Source organism: Alterotamlana spongicola (genome assembly GCF_035818475.1).
GTDB lineage: Bacteria > Bacteroidota > Bacteroidia > Flavobacteriales > Flavobacteriaceae > Cognatitamlana.
Genome location: NZ_JAYMGV010000001.1, coordinates 2,775,843 through 2,797,425, shown reverse-complemented (window position 1 = coordinate 2,797,425; position 21,583 = coordinate 2,775,843). Strand labels below are relative to the sequence as shown.

Below are 21,583 nucleotides of genomic sequence, written 5' to 3'. Positions count from 1 at the left end.
TTAACCCAATCCATATGCCTTAGCCTTATTAGTTAATTCCATCAAGTTTTTAACCTCAAGTTTTTTCATCAGATTAAAACGGTGCACTTCTGCTGTACGCTTACTGATTTTAAGCTCTTCTGCAATATCTTTATTGTTCTTTAATTGTAGTACCAACTCTAAAATTTGCCTTTCCCGTTTTGTCAGGTTGAACGGATTTTCTTTATGATTTGATTTTGGCGCTGTGGCTATATTTGTATTGCCATTTACAAAATTATTCATAATAATGGCAGATACGTCTCCTGTAAAATACTTTCCTCCGGAAGCAACTTTTGTTAAGGCCTTTAAAAATTCTTCCTTACTGGCTCCTTTTAATAAATACCCATCTGCTCCTGCCTGAATAGCTTGTACTACATATTCTTCAGAATCATGCATGGATAACACTAGTGTTTTAACATCCTTATAATACTTATTGATCTCCCCTACCACTTCAATACCATTCATTTCCGGCATTCTAATATCTACAATCAACACATGTGGTTTTTGCTTATTAACCACCTCTAGAGCCTCTTTTCCGTTTGATGCTTCGTCAATTACAACTACTCCTGATTGATCCTCTAAAAGTGCTTTTATGCCATCCCGTACCAGCACATGATCATCAGCCAGTACTACATTAATAATATCCATAAAGTTAAATTATAAGTACAAAAATAATAAAATTACGTAATACTACGTATTTTTATTGTAAATCGACATAGGGTGAACTATAACCATAGTATTACTTAGAACGTTTAGCATCTCCAACCAAATTTTATTAGATTCTAAAACAACGCTTTAGCTTCATGATAACGACTCCAGATCATAGGAACCTTATCATAATCCTAATTAACTTTTTAGTGCGGTGACCTGAATTTCAATTTTCATTTTGTCGTCGGCTAATCCGGCAGAAAACATAGTTGCTGCAGGTTTTATATCTCCAAAGTATTGTCTTAAAACCGGCCAACATTTTTCAAACTCCCCGGCTTCAGGCAATATATAAGTTACCCTGACAACATTTGACAAATCATATTGGGCTTGTTCTAAGGTATTTTTAATATTGATAAGGCATTGTTCGGTTTGTTCTACAATATCATCACTAATAGTCATGGTTTTATAATCATACCCTGTTGTTCCTGAAACAAATACCCAGTCTCCCTGAACAACAGCTCTTGAGTAACCTATTTGCGCTTCAAATGTAGAACCTGAACTAATTAATCTTCTTTTCATTATGCTGTTTTAGCGTAGTTAAAAATGTCATTACCAATCTGACTAAGCTTCTAATTTCATCTCTTGAGACATCTTTCTTTTAGAACTTCTTAAAATAGTATAATGACTGAATCATATCTCATTTCGGCATGACCATAAAGCTTAATTTCAATTGCTTACCAAAGGAATATTCAAAGTCACCCGGGTTCCTTTACCTTCTTCAGAAGTCAAAAATAAACGTCCGTCAATATACTTAATACGTTCTTTCATAAACGTCATTCCCATACCTCCATTCCCTGTCTTTATGTGCTTCACTTTTCCGGGATCAAAACCTTTACCATTATCATCAATCACCAGACTCAATATATTTTTACTATGTGATAAGGACACTAAGATATGCGTGGATTCTGCATATTTTATGGCATTATTAATAGCTTCCTGGGTAATACGATATATATTGATCTCTGCAAGTGAATCCAAACGCAGGTTAAAATCGGTTTTATTAAAAAACACAATCTCCTTTCCTGTAAGACGTGCCAGTTCTTGAGTTAATTTAGTAATTGCCGGTACAATACCATGATCTGTTAACTCAGGAGGTGTTAAATTAAATGTAGCTGTTCTTACCCCTTTAATAATATTGGCGGTTAACTCTTTTAAATGTTCAAGCTTTGCTGTTGCTTTTTTAACATCCTTAGTATCAATGCTCTCCAAATTATACTTTAATCCTGTAAGCATCTGCCCTATACCGTCATGCACATCTTTAGCAATACGGTTTTGTTCTTTTTCCTGGTTCTCAATAATCTTACTGGAAATAATTTTCTGTTGGTTCATCTGCTCTTCAAAGCGCTGCTGGGTAAGTCTGTCAATTTCCAATTGTGCCGCTTTTCGTTCCGTAATCTCTGAAGCTATAATAAGTAATTCTGATTTCTCTTCAGTAGGATTATAAGGAATCAATGCCATTTCTAACCAAACATCATCTCCTGATTTTGCTGTGGCCTTAACTTCACCTTGCCATCCTGTCTTCTTGTGCTTTGTCACTAAGTCTTCGATGATGGTTTGCTCATTTTCATCTATAGACAATACATTCCAAAACATAGTGCTTTCATTAAACTTTGAAAATCTAAACAAACGAGAAAATTTATTACCCATATGCACAATGCTTCCATTGTGCAAAATACGTGCAAATAACAGGGTGTCATCCATAGCATGGCTCAAAGCCCTTAGTTCTTTAATAGATTTTTCCTTAGTCGCACTCAATTCATCTGCATCAAAAGCCATTTTCTTAGCTCGTTTTTCAGATGAAAGTAACTCAGCTAACGTAGTCTTAACCGATTTTGCCGCAGGCCAAAAAATAAATAAGAACTCGCCTAATAAAATTAACAGCGTTAAAACCGTTAGCCAAAATTCTAATTTTCGCAACCACTCAACTTTCTGCTCTGCCTCCAGATCATATTGGTTTACAATAGCATCCATCATCATCAAGAATGTAGCTTCATTAGCTTTTACTTTTTCAATTTCTGAGGTATAGGCCTTTAGAGGTAAAGGCGGTTTGTTTTCTATTTTATTAATTATAGATTTTGATGCATTACTTAAGGTATCAAAAACGGGATTTAAATGCTTAAATTTTGTAGTTATTACTAAACTATTGGTTTTGGGCAAGCCCAAACTATCATTTCCATACTGCAATGCATCATGTGAAAGGCCCCAAAGGTGTAAGGTCTCCTTAATTCTATCTTTTAGTTCTATTTTTTGATTTAAATCAGTTACAGAAGATAGTGAAACAATATCCTTGGTTAATTTCTGACTTAACATACGCTGCCTCCCAGCAACGTTAATTACGCTAGAATCACTTTCCTGCCTGCTAAGATGCGTTCGTATTAATATCTGGCTAATAATTACAGAAAGCGCAATAGTACTTAAAGCTATTATGTACAAACGACGTAATTTATCAAACGTGCTTTGGTCTAATGAATTACTTGCTTTAGTCATTTGCTCACATTTAAGAAATAGCTTGTTTTATTAAAGCCAGACTTTTATCTGAGAATGGAAGTTTTAAAGCGACTTCATGTCCTTTTTCAGACATTTTTGCCCAGGTTTTTTTTAAGATATCAATGATTTTATCGTCGTCATGTTTTTCAGCAAACTCTTCAAAATAGTAGTCTAAAAACACCAGACAAATAGTATCTTCAAGTGTTTGAGATTCTTCATTTTTCTTAATTAGTTTTTTAAGAATAATGGCTTTAACCCTATCAGTAAATTGCTCATCATAACCAACCTGCTTTAATATCTCGGCGGTTAACTCGCCATGCATTTTCTTTAAAGTCTCTCGCCATTTTAAATACCCCACGCGGTCCATAGGGTATTCATTGCGTGCAATTTTCCAACGGCAAATATGTTGTGCGCGTGCCGCAATTTGTAACGCTTTAGAAGCATTAGGTTCAAATTGTAGCAATTTTCTGGTCATCCGTTGCGAGTACAATAACTCTTTGGAGTAATCCATTCCTGCTACCTGATATGTATTTATGTCTTCAGAGTTAGCCCTGTCAATTAATGCAATAGCGGTTTCAAATCTAGTCGGCTTCATTTGTTTACTTTTTTATCAGTTTGTTAATCTGAAAAGCCAATATACACATTTCCGTTTTCAATTTTAACAGGATAGGTCGCAATTTTTAAATCTTCACCGGCTAAATTACGTCCATCTTCCAATGAAAAGTTTTTTTTATGCATCGGGCAGGCCACTTTAGGAATATCATCCTTATCCCCAATCATACCTAAAGACAATACCATCTCCATCTTATGCGGACACAAATTTTGGGTAGCATACCATTTACCGGTTCTTGTAAAATTATAAACCGCAATTTGTTTGGTCTTATACTTGATACAGGCCCCACTATTTTCAGGAAAATCAGAAGGCTTCCCTACTTTAAACCATTCCTTTACAGCATCTTCTGTAACTGTTTCGTATTGACTAAGTATATCTTGCATATCTATAAAATTTAAATCAATTTATATCTTATTTGAATCAATTTGTTTCTTATTTTAAGCAAATTAATTCTTATTTGGGCGTTACCTTTTGTTCATACCTGCCAGGTTTTATAAACTTTTCAAGATCACAAAAGGTCGGGCTTTACATTACAAGTCCTCGCTCATACTTCACTGTGGGCTTTCCACTGCAATCCCTAACGCAGATTACGTTTATGCGTTGAATTACTTATTCGTTTAATCAAACTCTAACTATACAGTAAAACAACTCAACAGTTAAACCTTAATCTAACTCCAGGCCTTAGGCATTTTTTGCTCACGCATTGGTACAAATACTAAATTGTCATCTGTATCATCAGAATTCACAAAATGTTTAAAACGCTTCATCATTTCAGGGTTTTCTATAGCTTGTTTCCACTCGCATTCATATCTGTTTACCAAACCTTGCATTTCCGTTTCTAATTCTTCGGCTATACCCAGTGAATCTTCAATAACCACCTGTTTTAAATATGCAATACCACCTTCTAATTTCTCCAACCAAGGTGCAGTTCGCATTAACGGTGCTGCCGTACGTATATAGAACATTAAAAACCTATCTAAGTATTTTATTGCGGTTTCATCATCCAATTGCTCCGCAAGTAAGACAGCATGCTTAGGTGTAGCACCTCCATTACCACAAACATATAAGTTCCATCCACCATCAACAGCTATCAGTCCAAAATCTTTTCCTCTGGCTTCAGCACACTCTCTAATACATCCGGAAACACCTCCTTTTAATTTATGGGGTGATCTTAAACCTCTGTATCTATTTTCAATATCTATAGCAAAAGTCACACTCTCATGCATCCCATATCTACACCATGTAGAGCCTACACAGCTTTTCACCGTTCTTAATGATTTACCATAGGCATGTCCGCTTTCAAAACCGGCTGCAATCAATTCTTTCCAAATCAATGGTAATTCATGAATCTGCGCACCAAATAAATCAATACGCTGACCCCCGGTTATTTTAGTATATAGATCATATTTTTTAGCCACTTCACCAATCACTATGAGTTGATCTGGGGTAATCTCACCACCTGCAACCCTGGGGACAACCGAATAAGTACCATTACGTTGAATATTAGCTAAAAATCTATCGTTTGTATCTTGAATTCCGGGTTGACGATTTGGTGTTTCCATAGTAATTGTAGCAAAAATAGATGCCAGAGCGGGCTTACAAGTCTCACAACCATGACCTTCACCAAATAGATTTAAAGCCGCTTCATAATCAGCAACTTTATTAACCTTGATCAGGTCATAAAGCTCTTGTCTGTTAAAGCTAAAATGCTCGCAAAGCACTTCTTTAACCTCTTTACCCAGAGACTTTAAAGTTTCATTTACCAGATCCACTACCATAGGCTTACATCCTCCACAACCTGAAGTAGCTTTGGTTTTCTCTATTACATCACCTAAATTAGAACTCTCACCTTCATTTAAAGAACAACAAATATCTCCTTTACTTACACTTTCACAAGAGCACACCTGGGCTGTATCCGGTAAATCCAGCACACTTCCAAATGAGGCTCCTCCTTCACTGGCAGGTAAGATCAATTGAGACGGATCTTCTGGAATAGCCATGCCGTTTAAGTACACCTGATGTAGCATATTATAATCTGAAGCATCACCAACCAGAATACCTCCCAGTAATGATTTACCATCAAGGCTCACATTAATTCTTTTATATAAATGCTGTGTTTTATTTTCAAAAATGATAGAATGCCCTTTGGATGCTGGCATAAACGGCTCTCCAAAACTGGCTACATCTACTCCAATTAATTTTAACTTTGTAGACATATCAATATCTCCGGGCATTAAGCTTCCAGCCTTTCCTATAACTTGATCTACGGCTACACTAGCCATATCATAACCTGGAGCTACTAAACCATAAATCATTTGATTATATAAAGCAATCTCTCCAATGGCATAAATACTTTCATCAGAAGTTTGCATTTTGTTATCAACCACAATACCTCCACGAACTCCCATTTCCAGCCCACAGGTTTTACCAAGCTCATCCCTTGGTCGGATTCCCGCAGAAATCACCAACATATCTACATTTAAAATATCATCTTCCCCAAACTCCATTCCGGTTATCACACCGTTTCCTAAAATTTGATTGGTAGCCTTACTTAAATGAATATTTAAGCCTATAGACTCCAGCTTGAGTTGTAGTACCTGACTACTTCTTAAGTCTAACTGCCTGGGCATTAATTTAGAGGCAAACTCAACAATATGAGGCTCCAGCCCCATATCCATAACCGCTTTTCCTGCTTCTAATCCGAGTAATCCGCCACCTAGAACAGCAGCCTTAGCATTTGGCTTTTTTGATTTAAGCCTGGCAGCATAAGCCAGCATACCTTCAAGGTCTTCAATAGTTCTATACACAAATACACCTTCCTTTTCCACACCCTTTATAGGCGGAACAAATGCGGAAGACCCAGTTGCCAGAACTAAATAATCATAAGCAAACTCCCTGTCTCTAACTGTAGTGATTGTTTTTTTCTCTCTGTGAATATCCGTAACACGCTCACTAACAATTAAATCAATACCGTGTTCAGAATACCATTCAGCCGGAGCCATTTCTAAAGCTTTGGCGTCCTGATTTTCAAAAAATTCACTTAGATGAACCCTGTCATAAGCAGGCCTTGGTTCTTCACCAAAAACAGTAATCTTAAAGTCTTTATACTCTGGCTTTTCTACAAATTTCTCACAAAATTTATAACCTACCATGCCGTTTCCTACTACAATAATATGCTTCATAAATTACGTATTTAAAAACAAAACTAAGTATTTATACGTATTTTTATATGAAGCTACCGGAGAATTTTTTGAAAAAACTGCATTATTGCCAATTTCTCAAATTAGAATGTAGATAATTGTTTATTAAGAAAATTATGGGTTTAGTTTTTATTGAAACCTTAAACCTTATCAATGGTGATTTTTACGCTTTTTGAGGCTGGAGTCTTTGCTGTATGGGCATAACTATCTAAAGGAACCAGTACATTGGTTTCTGGAAAATAGGTTGCACAACAGTTTTTAGGAATGTCATAAACTACCACTTTAAATTTATGAGCTTCGCGTACAACACCTTTAAATACAGATTTTAAATTAACTACATCCTGCTCTTCTAAATTACGTAGTTTCATATCTTCTCGGTTCATAAAAATGATGCGCCTTTCATTAAAAACACCTCTATACCTGTCATCCAACCCATAAATGGTGGTATTGAACTGATCATGACTACGTATGGTCATCATTATCAATTCGTCTTCTTGAAGTTCCCACTCCGGAAGCTTATTTATAGAAAAATTGGCCTTTCCTGTTTTAGTGTTAAATTGTCTAACTCTGGCTCCGTTTGGTAAATAAAATCCTGAAGGTTGCTTTATGCGTTTGTTGTAGTCATCAAAACCGTCCACCACCTTTTCAATATCATTACGTACCAAATCATAATCATCTTTATAAGTTAACCAATCAATTTTAGAACGTTCTTTTAAAGTAGCATAAGCCACGCCGCAAACCACAGCAACTTCACTCAACAAACTATCAGAACAGGGTTCTAATACTCCTTTTGTAGAGGATACAATACCCATTGAGTTTTCTACACTTTGCACTTGTTCTCCGGATTTTTGATAGTCTTTTTCTGTACGCCCTAAACAAGGTAAAATAAGTGCTTCTTTTCCTGTTACCAAATGTGAACGATTAAGTTTAGTGCTAACATGAACGGTTAAATTACAATTTGCCATAGCTCGTGCTGAGTACGCTGTATCCGGAACCGCTGAAATAAAGTTACCTCCCATACCAAAAAAGACCTTAGCCTTTTTCTCATACATGGCCTTAATGGCTTCAATTACTGAATAACCATGCTTTACAGTGGGTTTAAACCCGTACTTTGCTTCAATCTTATCTAAAAAAGCTTGAGGCGCTGCTTCCCAAATACCAACCGTTCTATCTCCTTGCACATTAGAATGACCGCGCACTGGGCAAGTACCTGCCCCCTCCTTTCCAACGCTACCTTTTAATAATAATAAATTAACTAATTCTCTAATGTTGTCTACGGCATTTTCATGCTGTGTTAACCCCATAGCCCAACAAATAATAATTTTGTTATTATTGAAGATTAAATCAAAAACCTCTTCAAAAATCTGTTTAGAAACTCCCGAAGCTTCAAGACATTTATCAAAATCATACGTCTTTAAATCTGACAAAAACACCTCATAACCACTTGTATAAGTATCTATAAACTCTTTATCAAATACACCGCCTTTTTGCTCTTCTTCTTCCAATAATTTTAAAAGTATAGCTTTAAAAAAAGCAACATCTCCATTAATAGTAATTGGTACAAACACGTCTGCTATTTGTGTACCTCCTGTTAATAGTTTTACTGGATTTTGCGGATTGGTAAATTTTATAAGCCCCGCTTCCGGAAGTGGATTAACAGCAATGATTTTCCCTCCGTTCTTTTTACATTTTTCTAAAGCCGTAAGCATTCTTGGATGATTGGTTCCCGGGTTTTGCCCCACAACCATTACAACTTCAGCTTTATATAAATCATCTAAAGTCACAGAGCCTTTACCTATACCTAAAGTTTCAGATAGAGCGCTACCACTAGCTTCGTGACACATATTTGAGCAATCTGGTAAGTTTGACGTTCCAAATTCTCTCACAAAAAGTTGATATAAAAAAGCAGCCTCATTTGTTGTTCTACCTGAAGTGTAAAACACTGCTTCATCCGGTGTATTTAATGCATTTAAATGAGTTCCAACTTTTGCAAAAGCGTCCTCCCATGAAATAGATTTATAATGCCTAGATCCTTCAGCCAAAAACATAGGCTCCGCTAGTCGTCCTGATTTCCCAATTTCAAAATCAGACCAATCGGCTAATTCTTCAACACTATGCTTTGCAAAAAAAGCTGCTCCAATAGTTTTATTTTGTGCTTCTTCTGCAATGGCTTTAATGCCATTTTCGCAAAACTCTCCTAAAGAAGATCGTTCATCGTCAGGATCCGGCCACGCACAACCCGGACAATCAAAACCACCTTTTTGGTTCATTTTAACTGCTAATTTAAAAGCATCAATAGCTTTCATGTATTTTGAAACCTGTCCCACTGCAGCCTTAATACCTCCAAACCCTACACTATTTTTATGTGGTTTTGTGGTTTTCAAATCTGAAAACGATTCTGGTGTTATAGCTTTTTTTTCTGGTGTTGAGCTCAATGTATTATCTTTTAAAACTTTTATTATTTACTATATTTCCATTTACATCACAGTGTGAAAATGTTATTTCTGCAACATCATCACTCCGGCTTACATTAACCTTTAAAAAGCCTCCCTTAACTCTTAAAAACTTATGCTCCGGTCTTATGTCATTAGCTTTCCATCCTCCTGCATGTGAATCAGAACCAGGACCGCAACTAAACTCCCATAAATTAGTATCCTTTAAATTAGTCACATATTGCCAGTGCCTGTCTCCATTACACAAAAATACATTATCATACTGATTGATAAAACTTCTTAACTGATCACCCTCAGTTTTAAAACTAACATTAGCATGATTATCGCTTTTGTTCTCACGGTCTGGTCCAAGGATTGGATCTGCAAGAATAATCACTTTAAATGTTGCATCCGATTCTTTTATTGTTTTAAATAGCCATTGTTTTTGAGCTTCTCCTAATATAGTTTTATTTACTCCATCAGGGATTGAGTTCTTGCTACGGTACTTTCTTCCTTCTGTAATCCAAATTTGTAAATCTTTACCCCACCTAACAGTTTTATAATACTTATGATGTTGAGGAAACTGTTCTTTTTCAAAAATCTCAAGGCCTCTATCCCAGGAAACATCCCCATATGTCTGTCCGGGAAATGCATCGTCTTTTAATACGTCATGATCATCTTTCATAAAATAAGATGTGGTATTGGCCCAAAAACTTCTTTGTAAGGGCAATGCAAAAAGTCTATCCCATTGAAAACGCATTAATTCTTCTGTTAGTGCATAGGGTTTAGGCTTATCATAATATTCAATATCTCCGGTATGGACATAAAAATCTGGTTTTATTTTAGACATAGCTTCATAAATTTTATGCCCCTTTTCATCGTCTTTACGGATATAATCATGACAAGTAACTATACAGAAATCTATATTTTCAGTTTGATCTTTATTTGGTGAAGTTTTAAAAGCACCTACAACTTTATCTGAAATTGCAGCATTTTTGTTTGCACGTGCTTCAATCTCTATAACATAGTCAGTTCCTGAGCTTAAATTTTCTAGTTTCCACTGCTTTGTGAAATTTTTATCGTCATCAACTTTAACCCAGTCTTTTTGAGTTTTATTTTGAGGATCGTTTTTAGGAAAATAGGTCAGTTTAACTTCACCGGAAATACCCGGACAAGCACCTTTCATATCATCTAAAACCGCCCCATCAGGAATTTGTGCCTGATTAATAACTTCCAGATTATCGGTTTTAGCTAATTTAGTATGTTCCTCTTTAGATGGTATCAAAAATAGCTTTCCGGCATTATTCATTTCTTTATTCTTAGTCAGACGTGTCCAAATAACAACAGAATTTTGGTCTGCCCAACCATTATGAACCCCATTACCAAAATATGGATCTGCTACAAGTTGGTTGGTTTTACCACACCCATACATAGATATAACAATCACTATCAATCCAATAATTTTCAACCTACCAATTTCCATTTATACACATTTTTTCATTAATCTATATTAATCAGGTCTAAATATAAGTACTTATTAATTCATCTGTTAAAAATATTCTTTCTTAAAATCTGAAAAGCTATGATAGACAAAATAAATATTATAAATTTAGACAAGGTTTTCCTCTAACAGTTTATGAAAAAAAGAATTACTTTAAAAGATATAGCTAAAACCTTTGACGTTTCTATAGCAACCGTATCAAAGGCTTTGAATGACAGTCATGAGATTAGTACTAAAACCAAATTTAAGATTCAGGAGTACGCTAAATCTCATCACTATAAACCTAACGTTACAGCGCTAAGTCTGCTTAACAAGAACACAAAGACTATCGGAGTTGTTATTCCTAATATCATGAATAGCTTTTTTGCCAAAGTATTTGTTGGTATTGAAAAAATTGCTTCTCAAAAAGGGTATCATTTGGTGTCTTGTATTTCAAATGAATCTTATGAAAAGGAAGTCAAAACTATAGACCTGTTAAAACACGGTTCCTTAGACGGATTGATTATTTCTTTAGCTGAAGAAACACAAGTCAAGCAGAATTTTAAGCATTTAAAGAACACACTTAATGAGGGAATTCCTATAGTTATGTTTGATAGGGTTTCTGAAGATATTGTATGTGATAAAATTGTTGTCAATGATTTAGAAAGTGCTTTTCATGCTACCAAACATCTTATTCTATCTGGATGCAAGCGAGTAGCACTAATCTCCGTTATTGATAATTTAAGTGTTGGGAAATTACGGGTAGAAGGCTATAAAAAAGCCTTACAGGAGTTTAATATAGATGTGGAAGAAAAATTAATAGTGCGTATAGGACACAGAGAAGACTTTGATACAGCTTTAAAAATTGTACTGGCTGATAAAAGCATAGACGGACTATTATGTCTTGAAGAAAGTGCCGCCGTAAACGCCTTAAGGTTAGTAAAACAGATGAAATACAATATTCCGGAAGAGATGTCCTTAGCTTGTTTTACCAACGGCAAACTCTTACAGCACGTAACACCTACTATATCTGCCATAAGTCAGCACGGAAAGCATATTGGAGAAACCGCCGCCGGTATGCTTATTGAGCGTATTGAAAATGAAGCGGACAATAAACCCTATTTTACAAAAGTGATAAAAACCTCTTTAATTGAACGGGAAAGTACTAAACCTCTTAAATAGTTGGGTTCTCGCGCTTGATTTTGTAAAAAACCTCTTCTATATTCGTTTATCAAAAAAAAACAAACACCTTCCTTTGATAAAAATTTTGTTGACCCCATATCTGAATCATAGTCCTTTAATTTAAACGTTATAAATTTATTAGGCCCGCTCTGGCCATATGAAACAAGTTTTTACATAACATTTTCTCTTTCCTATTTTGATATAGCCCCTCCTTCAAAAGGTTCTTTTCGAATTTACCATATGGTAAATTTTTCCTTACTCATTTAACTTATTATTGGATAAATAAAACAATTGCTTAACAAAAGCATTGAAGTTCCTATCCTAAAAGGAAAAATTAAAACACCTACTTATGAAGTCGCTACAAGTAATATTATTGGTTATACTAACCTTTTCTTCCTGTTATACAGATCATACTGATACCCTGGAAGAGACACTTGAATTAAATTTGGTTTCAAAAGAGGCCAAGCCTATCGAAATTGAAATACTTAACCTCATTAACCAACATAGATTAACTCAAGGTTTAGGTGAGTTAGAAAGTTTGAGTATTATAAAATCTGTGGCCTTTAGTCATACTAACTATATGGTGGATAACGATGTCATTTCACATGATAATTTTTTCACGCGCAGCGATTACCTAAAAACTAATGCTGACGCAAAAAAAGTGTCTGAAAATGTAGCTTTTGGTTATAGCACTGCACAAGGCGTAGTAAATGCCTGGATAAAAAGTATTCCCCATAAAGCAAACTTAGAAGGTGATTTTAGCAATTTTGATGTTTCTGCTGAAAAAAATAAAAACGGGAGATGGTATTTTACAAACATTTTCATCAAAAAGTAGTTGCAAAATAAAAAAAATCAGGAACCCTATTCAATTTAACATTAAATATAATCCCTGATTTAGTGACTAACTCAAATTTTTATCATCCCGTAAAATAACTCAATACACCAATTACCAGTATTACAAGTATTACAGAAAGCACTATATCTACAGTATCATAACTGTTTTTATTTTCTTGTTTTTGTTCCTCAGTGAGTGTTCCAAATGAGAGACCAACAATGGTTTTGTAATCCGGAGCTGTAGTTGCTAAACTCACCGAAACACACAAGATTACCGAAAATACAAACATAAAAATTGCCATATGCGCAAAATTTATTGTGGCAAACCCATACAGCATTCCTTCTAAATGCACTCCTGCTGCTATTTGTGGCTGGAAATAGATTTCAGCCCCCAATCTAAGTACCAATAACACCAACCCGGCAAGAAGTGTAGTAATAGCTGCTTTAGCATTAACACGCTTCCAAATGATGCCTAAAAGAAATACTGCCGTAACCGGTGGCGCAATGTAAGATTGCACATTTTGAAGGTACTGGTACATCACCCCTCCTCCAATTTTCTCCATAATAGGAATCCAAATAATACCTAACACCACAATAAAACCAGTAGCTATCTGACCTATTTTAACCAACTTAGCTTCGGTCATTTCAGGCTTTAATTTCTTATAAATATCAATAGTGAAAATTGTAGAACAAGAATTAAATACTGAAGCTAACGAGCTCATTAACGCTGCCATTAACCCACCGGCAACCAGCCCTTTTAATCCTACCGGTAATAATGTCTTTACCAACATAGGAAAGGCTCTATCTGCTTTGGCTACTGAAAACACTTCAGGATTTTGTATTGAAAGTGCAAAAGCTATAATACCTGGAATCAGGAAAATTAAAATAGGCAATAATTTTAAATAAGCTCCAAAAATAGCCCCTCTTCTACCAATTTTTATATTGTTGGCTGCTAAAGTGCGTTGTACAATATATTGATCTGTACACCAATACCAAACCCCAACAATTGTGCCTCCAATTAATAAGCCTGTCCAGGGAAAATCCGGATCACTCATTGGGCGCCACATATTAAAATGCTCGGGACTCACTGCTGTTACCGTCTCTCGTAATTGAGACCAGCCTCCTACTTCCTGTAATCCTAAATACGTAATAATTATTGATCCTAAGATCAGAATCACCGTTTGTAAGGTTTCGGTATAAATAACCGCCTTCATTCCGCCTATCACAGTATAAATACCAGTAAAGATCACTATACCAATAGCGCCGTACCAAAAAGGAATTCCCAATAATTCAGAGACAACAATACCTCCGGCATAAATAGTTACCGATACTTTTGTAAGTACGTATGCCACTAATGAAAACACGGATAAAAACCATCTTGAACGGGAATCAAAACGTTTTTCTAAAAATTCCGGCATAGTGAAAGCACCGCTTCTTATATAAAATGGTAAAAACAACCATCCCAATAGTAATACAATCCAGGCATGTAACTCATAGTGTGCCATAGGGGTTCCCGATTCAAAACCGGTTCCTGCCAAGCCAACAACATGCTCTGATCCTATATTGGAAGCAAAAATTGAAGCTCCTATCACAAACCATCCTACATTTCTTCCGGCTAAAAAATAATCTTCTGTGTTCTTATTCTTCTGAAGAACAACCCAGGCAGCCACTGCTACCAATGCCAAAAAATAAATACCCAAGACAACCCAATCCAATCCTTCTAATACCGAACTCATAATGCCTTATATGTATTGGTTAATAATATTCTCATACAACTCCTGCTTCCCACTCTGTAGCGTCAATTCTCCATTTTCCTGAGCGATTTTATACAAATCTTCCATGGTCAATTTATCATCTTCAAAAGCTTTTCCGCTACCTGAATCAAACGAGCTATAACGCTCTTGTCTCAATTTCTCATAAGGTGAAGAAGTCAGAATCTTATCTGCAATCAGTAACGCTCTTGCAAAAGTATCTGCACCCCCGATATGGGCATGGAATACATCTTCTAAATCTGTTGAGTTTCTTCTGATTTTAGCATCAAAATTGACACCTCCCCCTTGTAAGCCTCCTGCTTTGAGGAAAACCAACATGGCTTCTGTAGTTTCCTGAATATTATTTGGGAACTGGTCTGTATCCCAACCATTTTGATAATCACCACGGTTAGCATCGAGGCTTCCCAACATACCGGCTTTTGCAGATACTTCTAACTCATGTTGAAATGTATGTTGCGCCAATGTCGCGTGGTTTACTTCAATATTAATTTTAAAATCTTTATCCAGGCCGTATTCTCTTAAAAAACCAATAGCCGTAGCCGAATCAAAATCATATTGATGTTTTGACGGTTCCATGGGTTTAGGTTCAATAAAGAAATTCCCTTTAAACCCTTGTGCTCGTGCATAATCTCTGGCCATTTTCAGGAATTGCCCCATATGATCCAACTCACGTCCCATATCTGTATTCAATAGAGACATATACCCTTCACGACCTCCCCAAAATACATAGTTTTCACCATCAAGTTTAATGGTAGCGTCTAAAGCTAATTTTATTTGCCCTCCTGCCCGTGCAACGACATTAAAATCCGGATTTGTAGCGGCTCCATTCATGTACCTTGGGTTAGAGAAGCAATTGGCTGTCCCCCATAATAATTTAACTCCCGAAGCAACCTGTTTTTCTTTTAGATAGTCTGTTATTGTGGTTAGTCTGCTTTCTGATTCAGCAAAGGTTGCCCCTTCCTGAATTAAATCATAATCATGAAAACAATAATATCCAAAACCCATTTTGGTAATAAACTCAAAAGCAGCATCTGCCTTGTCCTTCGCGGCTTGAATAGGGTTTGAAGATTGATCCCATTCAAAGTTCTGTGTTCCTGGTCCAAATGGATCTGCACCTAGTCCACAGAACGTATGCCAATAGGCTACAGAAAATTTAAAATGCTCTCGCATTGTTTTCCCAGCTACCACCTGATCAGGGTTATAATATTTGAATGCTAAAGGATTATCTGATCCTTTTCCTTCATATTTTATTTCTCCAATACCTTTATAATATTCTTTGTTTCCTATTAATGCCATGTTTTTAGTGCTTATTCTTTTATTTATTATTTAATATAGTTTCAAGTTCTTTTTTCCAACGTTTATAGGCCTCCAGGTATGGCACTTTATTCTCCAACGGTTTATAAGTCATAACATGATCATTGGCAGTGATATATCTCCCAAATTTTTTAAAATCTCCATCTGTTAAGCTTACTGCTCTGGCCGCTCCAATAGCTCCTGTAGTATTATATATTTCAATATCATGACCTATTAAAGTGGCTACAGTATTTGAGAAAATTTCAGATCTAAAGAGGTTGTCATTACCCGCCCTTATAACCTTAATATCTGCATTATCATTTTTAAGAATATCCATACCATAAACAAATGAAAATGCAATGCCTTCCAGAGCTGCCCTATAAAGGTGACTGTGATTATGCTTGTTCAGGTTCAGGTTACAAAAATGAGTTCCTATAGTCTTATTATCTAACATACGCTCTGCACCATTGCCAAAAGGGATAACACAAACCCCCTCTGATCCTACAGGGATATTATTTGCCTTGGTATTCATATCTTCATATGAATTTGAATCCAAATTGTCTTTTAACCAGCGGTATTGAATTCCAGCTCCGTTGATACATAATAACTTACCCAAATTTGCACATTCCCGGGAATAATTAACGTGTGCAAAATGATTAATTCTTGAAGCCTCTTTTGATTGCTTTTGATTGGTAACTGCATATATCACCCCAGAAGTACCTCCTGTTGCTGCAACTTCACCATGATTAAAGACATTAAGAGACAGTGCATTGTTAGGCTGATCGCCCGCCCGATAGGTTATCGGTATTCCAACTGGCAAACCGGTTTCTGATGCACCTTGCGCATTAACGTAAGATTGTTCTTTAAAGTTTTCTACAATTTCTGGTGTTAAATCAGGATCAATTCCATAGTATTCTAATAACCAGTTAGCAACCCTCTCTTCTTGATAATCCCATAAAATACCTTCTGAAAGCCCGTTTTTTGTTGTATTAATTTTTCCTGTTAGTTTAAATGCAATAAAATCTCCGGGCAACATATATTTATGTATTTGAGAATAAATTTCCCGTTCATTATCTCGAACCCATTTTAACTTAGATGCCGTGAAGTTTCCAGGTGAGTTTAGTAATTGACTTGTACATTTATCATGACCTAAAGTATCAAAAGCTTTATTTCCAATACTTACAGCACGACTATCACACCATATAATAGAATTCCTTAGTGATTTGCCATTTTTATCAACAACAACTAAACCATGCATTTGATACGAAATACCTATACCTGAAATTTTTGAAGCATCAATATTTGCCTCTTTTATGGCCCTTTTTGTTGCAACACAAACATAGTTCCACCACATATTAGGATCTTGTTCTGCCCAATTTAACTGAGGTGCATGAATCTCCATTTCACCGGAGGGCTCATTAAGAGAAATTATACCTTCACCTGTCTCTGCATCTACTAATGCCACTTTAACTGATGAGCTTCCTAAATCGTATCCTATATAGTACAAAATAACATGTATTAAAATTGAATGGTAATTTCAAAGTTAAGAAGGCAAACTTCATTTTAAAGATTGAAGGCTCTATTTTTAATACCAACAGAATTCAAAATACTTTGCAATAAACTGTAAATCAAATTAATACAAATTAAAAACCTTTACTTAAAGGTTTTCGTAAATTTCATTAAGAAGTAAATTAGTTATCGTTGGGGCCAAACTTCATCTTGTAAATATTTTCGTAATCTTCCCTAGAGTCTATATCTAAAGTCTTCACACGAGTTTTTAAAGTTTTAACAGATGACATATTTGATTTTAGCACGTATTTAGCGCCATCATCATCGCTTAAATTAGACAATTCTTCAAAGTAATATTTATCAAAAAGAACCGGCACTCCTTTTTTATTATTACCATACGAAGTAGCAATTATACACTTTTTGTTTGCTGAAAAATTCCGGATTATGTCTTTTAAATAGTCGGCTTCAATAAATGGCTGATCTGCCAATGTTATAAGTATGCCATCAATTTGTATTTGTGAATCTAATACATATTTGGCAGCACAGGCAATAGACTTCCCTAGTCCGTCCTGCCAATTGACATTATTTAGTATCGTTACCGAGAGATGTTTAATTTCTTGTTCAATACGCTTATTATTTGCTCCAACAACAACTATAACTTCAATACCTCCTACCTCAATAGCTGTTTGTACCGTATGGGTTAATAAATTATTATCTCCCCATCTTAGTAATTGCTTGGGGGTTCCCATTCTGGAGGAGTTTCCCGCTGCTAAAACAACAATTGCAATATTTGGGTTGTAATCATGCAAACAAAAAACTATTTAGAGTGAATGCGTCCTACTTTATCACTTAAAGAAATGGGATGTTGCTTTCTGGTAAACGCCAAAATCTCTGCAACAATAGAAACTGCTATTTCCTGGGGCGTTTCCGAACCAATATTAAGACCAGCCGGCCCATGAATGGTTTCTAAAAAATCATCATCAATATCAGGACAGTATTCCATAAACTGCGATAACATATCGTCCCTTCTTTTTGTAGGTCCTAATAAGCCTATATAATTGGGTTTAGTATTCTTTAACGCTACCAAATAACGAAGGTCGTATGCAAAATTATGTGTCATCAATACTATAGCTGTTTGATCATCAACCTTTGAAAAATCCATATTTTCCGGGGTGATGGTGTAAATCTTTTCAGCACCTGGAAAATCACTGATCGATTTAGGCTCTGACACCCCTGCAAGAATAGTAACTTCCCATCCCATTAAAGCCGTATATTTACAAAGTTCAACGGCATCATGCTCGGCTCCAACTATGATTAACTTGAAACAAGGAGTCATCGTTTGTTTAAACACCTCCATCTGATCTGTATCATTGGTCATTCTAGTGTTACCAATAGAAAATAGTTCTTTTTCTATTTTCACATAGGACCCAAAGCATGAGGACACTCCTACTTTCTTATTAAAGTAGGATATAACTTCAAAAGAAGCACGCACTTTCAGATAATTAGTAAAGGCGCTAACAAATTCTTTATTGGGGTTAAACGGTTCAATCAAAATATATAAAACACCTTCACACCCCAAACGGTATCTACCGTCATAAGTCATTATTTTAGATACTCCCGTCTTAAATACCGATTCTGATTGTAATAAAATCTCTTTTTCCACACAACCACCACTAACAGCTCCAACCATTGCTCCATGCTCTAAAATGAGCATTCTAACTCCCGGTCTTCGATAAGACGATCCATCTAATGCTACTACTGACGCTAAAACAGATTTCTGCCCTTTTTCTCCGGCTTTTAAACCTTCCTTAACTATTTTTTTGAATTCATGTGTCATAATAAAAAGCATAAAACCTTTGATTAAAAAGGTTTTATAACTACTAATACATTTATTTTATCCCAATACCTTCTCTTCTATATTCATATGACTCATATACGGTTGTTTGTATAACCGTTTACCAGTTGCGGCATAAATAGCATTAGCTACCGCTGCTCCTACCGGAGGCAATGTTGGTTCTCCTAGCCCAGTTGGTGCGATATCACTTTCTACAAAATAGACTTCAACCTCTGGTGTTTGTCCCATTTTAATTAACTGATAGTCATTAAAATTATTAAACTGAGGTCTTCCATTTTTAAAGGCAAAATTGCTATACATCGAATGTCCTATACCATCTATTACACCTCCTTTTATTTGATTTAATGCCCCTAAGGGGTTTACTACCACTCCACAATCTACTGCACAAACAACCTTTTTTACATTTGGCACACCATTCTCCATAACTATATCTGCAACTTCTGCAACATGTGTATTATGACAATAGTAAACCGAAAACCCCTGATAAACACCATCACTAGCTTTACCCCAATTGGATTTTTCAACAGCCAGCTTGATAACACCTTCCAAACGTTCCGGACTATATTGGATCCGTTTATCTGTAGTGCCTTTTACATTTTGTAATAAATCTAAATGTAATTGAATTCTATCAATGCCCAGTTCTTCCGCAAGCTCATCAAAAAAACTTTGTTCTGCACTCGCCAGGAAATTGGTATATGGCGCTCTCCAGGCACCTGTTGTGATATTACTTTTATAATTGGCCGTATCTACCTGATAATTTTTAATGGCCCCAGCCGGAAAAAAGTTAGGTATTAAACCATACATATTACTGTTTATAGCGGCTTCCTTTAAATGATACCCGGTTATTTTACCGTCTTTAATAGCTGCAGCAATTTTGTATTTAATGGCCGGTCTGTATGTTCCTGCTGTCATGTCATCTTCACGAGAAAAAACAACTTTCACCGGTTTTTTTGCTAAATTGGAAATTTCAGCAGCTTCTAAAACAAAATCTCCATATAAACGTCTTCCAAAACCACCGCCCATTCTAGTCATTTCCAAAAGGACTTCTTCTTCTTTTCTATCTAAAAGTTTTGCGACTCTTCTTGCTGTTCCCCCCGGTGTTTGAATAGGTCCTACCAGGTGGATCTTTTCCGGTGTTACATTGGCAAAGAAATTCATAGGTTCCATACAGTTATGTGGTAAAAACGGTGATTCATAGGTACGCTCTAAAACTTTATCTGCTTCAGAAAAAGCCTTTTTTACATTACCGTCTTTTCTACGTGTATCAAATGTATTTCCATTTAAAAGTTCTAATAGTTTTTGATCGTGAAGTGCTGTGCTTTCAGCCGGTGAATCCTGTTTCCAATTCGCCTTTAACGCCTTTTTACCTTTCATAGCAATCCACGTGCTGTTTGCCAAAACCGCAATTTTATTGCCAAACTTTATAACGTCACTAACTCCGGATAAACCTTTTGCTTCAGAATCATCAAAAGATTCTAATACCTGCCCAAATGCGGGCGGTCTTAAAACCGATGCGTACAGCATACCATCTTCTTTATAATCTAACCCAAATAATGGCTTACCTGTAATGATCTTGTCTATGTCAACATTACTTTTCCCCTTTCCAATAATATTAAAATCTTTAGGGTCCTTTAACTTTACATCCTCAGGAACTTCCAATAAAGCGGCCTCCTTAACCACATCTCCATAGCCTAATTTATCACCATTGGCATTGGTAATAATACCTGCTTTAGCTGTACACTCAGAAGCCTCTACACCCCATCTTGCTGCAGCTGCATTTACAAGCATTTGCTTGGCCGTTGCACCTGTTTGTCTTAACGGCTCCCATCCATGTCTTATAGACTGGCTTCCTCCTGCTACCTGACGTGTATAATTTTCCGTATCTAATTTCCCTTGTTCTACATATACATCGTCCCAGTTCACATCCAGCTCTTCAGCTATAAGCATAGGCATAGATGTTTTTACCCCCTGGCCAATCTCCGGATTAGGAGAAAAAATAGTCACTTTTCCCTCATCCGAAATCTTTATAAATGCATTAAAGTCATTAAAATTTAATTGGCTAATATCTATTGGCGGGTCAACATTTTCTTTACAGGCATTGAATAAGTTAAACCCTATAAGCATTCCTCCACTGGCTAATGCCGAGGTTTTTAAGAACGATCTTCTACTGAAAGCTAATTTATTTGAAGGTTTCATTTTT

Annotated in this window: 16 protein-coding genes; 2 read left to right on the top strand and 14 right to left on the bottom strand. The window is 35.9% G+C overall.

All coding sequences use genetic code 11. The features are described 5' to 3' along the window. From VOI54_RS12125 to VOI54_RS12090, 8 genes are all read right to left on the bottom strand, one after another. Entirely contained in the window at nucleotides 1-666 is a 666-nt protein-coding gene (locus tag VOI54_RS12125; protein ID WP_326283057.1) for a response regulator, read from the bottom strand. A 198-nt stretch (nucleotides 667-864) separates the two neighbouring features. After that, entirely contained in the window at nucleotides 865-1,245 is a 381-nt protein-coding gene (locus VOI54_RS12120) for a RidA family protein (RefSeq protein WP_326283056.1), read from the bottom strand. 147 nt (nucleotides 1,246-1,392) lie between these two features. Then, the gene (locus VOI54_RS12115; RefSeq protein WP_326283055.1) at nucleotides 1,393-3,213 is read right to left on the bottom strand and encodes a sensor histidine kinase; all 1,821 of its coding nucleotides are present in this window, start codon (nucleotides 3,211-3,213) and stop codon (nucleotides 1,393-1,395) included. 10 nt (nucleotides 3,214-3,223) lie between these two features. Beyond that, the gene (locus VOI54_RS12110; RefSeq protein ID WP_326283054.1) at nucleotides 3,224-3,808 is read right to left on the bottom strand and encodes a DUF4202 domain-containing protein; all 585 of its coding nucleotides are present in this window, start codon (nucleotides 3,806-3,808) and stop codon (nucleotides 3,224-3,226) included. Nucleotides 3,809-3,831: 23 nt separating this feature from the next. Further along, nucleotides 3,832-4,209 (bottom strand): nitrite reductase small subunit NirD, encoded by a 378-nt coding sequence (nirD, locus tag VOI54_RS12105; protein ID WP_326283053.1) that lies wholly within the window; start codon nucleotides 4,207-4,209, stop codon nucleotides 3,832-3,834. Between the two features lie 285 nt (nucleotides 4,210-4,494). Beyond that, entirely contained in the window at nucleotides 4,495-7,008 is a 2,514-nt protein-coding gene (gene nirB, locus VOI54_RS12100; RefSeq protein ID WP_326283052.1) for a nitrite reductase large subunit NirB, read from the bottom strand. A gap of 158 nt (nucleotides 7,009-7,166) precedes the next feature. Continuing rightward, a complete protein-coding gene (locus VOI54_RS12095; RefSeq protein ID WP_326283051.1) occupies nucleotides 7,167-9,461 on the bottom strand; it encodes an FdhF/YdeP family oxidoreductase in 2,295 nt (764 codons plus the stop codon). A 4-nt stretch (nucleotides 9,462-9,465) separates the two neighbouring features. After that, nucleotides 9,466-10,941, bottom strand: coding sequence for an alkaline phosphatase D family protein (locus tag VOI54_RS12090; RefSeq protein WP_326283050.1), 1,476 nt, complete (start codon nucleotides 10,939-10,941; stop codon nucleotides 9,466-9,468). A gap of 153 nt (nucleotides 10,942-11,094) precedes the next feature. Between VOI54_RS12090 and VOI54_RS12085 the strand changes: the two genes are divergently transcribed. After that, entirely contained in the window at nucleotides 11,095-12,120 is a 1,026-nt protein-coding gene (locus VOI54_RS12085; RefSeq protein WP_326283049.1) for a LacI family DNA-binding transcriptional regulator, read from the top strand. A 349-nt stretch (nucleotides 12,121-12,469) separates the two neighbouring features. After that, nucleotides 12,470-12,955 (top strand): CAP domain-containing protein, encoded by a 486-nt coding sequence (locus tag VOI54_RS12080; RefSeq protein WP_326283048.1) that lies wholly within the window; start codon nucleotides 12,470-12,472, stop codon nucleotides 12,953-12,955. Between the two features lie 82 nt (nucleotides 12,956-13,037). On the opposite strand, the gene VOI54_RS12075 is transcribed toward VOI54_RS12080, so the two are convergent. The 6 genes from VOI54_RS12075 to VOI54_RS12050 form a co-directional block, all read right to left on the bottom strand. After that, nucleotides 13,038-14,690, bottom strand: coding sequence for a sodium:solute symporter (locus tag VOI54_RS12075; RefSeq protein ID WP_326283047.1), 1,653 nt, complete (start codon nucleotides 14,688-14,690; stop codon nucleotides 13,038-13,040). A 6-nt stretch (nucleotides 14,691-14,696) separates the two neighbouring features. Next, on the bottom strand, nucleotides 14,697-16,022 hold the full coding sequence (gene xylA, locus VOI54_RS12070; protein WP_326283046.1) for a xylose isomerase: 1,326 nt from the start codon (nucleotides 16,020-16,022) through the stop codon (nucleotides 14,697-14,699). A 19-nt stretch (nucleotides 16,023-16,041) separates the two neighbouring features. Then, complete coding sequence (locus tag VOI54_RS12065; protein WP_326283045.1) at nucleotides 16,042-17,526, bottom strand: xylulokinase; 1,485 nt, start codon at nucleotides 17,524-17,526, stop codon at nucleotides 16,042-16,044. A gap of 184 nt (nucleotides 17,527-17,710) precedes the next feature. Next, nucleotides 17,711-18,337 carry a nucleotidyltransferase family protein gene (locus tag VOI54_RS12060; RefSeq protein ID WP_326283044.1) on the bottom strand — a complete coding sequence of 209 codons (627 nt, stop codon included), beginning with the start codon at nucleotides 18,335-18,337 and terminating at the stop codon, nucleotides 17,711-17,713. 8 nt (nucleotides 18,338-18,345) lie between these two features. Continuing rightward, the gene (locus VOI54_RS12055) at nucleotides 18,346-19,377 is read right to left on the bottom strand and encodes an XdhC family protein (RefSeq protein ID WP_326283043.1); all 1,032 of its coding nucleotides are present in this window, start codon (nucleotides 19,375-19,377) and stop codon (nucleotides 18,346-18,348) included. Between the two features lie 45 nt (nucleotides 19,378-19,422). Next, the gene (locus VOI54_RS12050) at nucleotides 19,423-21,579 is read right to left on the bottom strand and encodes a xanthine dehydrogenase family protein molybdopterin-binding subunit (RefSeq protein WP_326283042.1); all 2,157 of its coding nucleotides are present in this window, start codon (nucleotides 21,577-21,579) and stop codon (nucleotides 19,423-19,425) included. Between the last annotated feature and the right edge of the window lie 4 nt (nucleotides 21,580-21,583).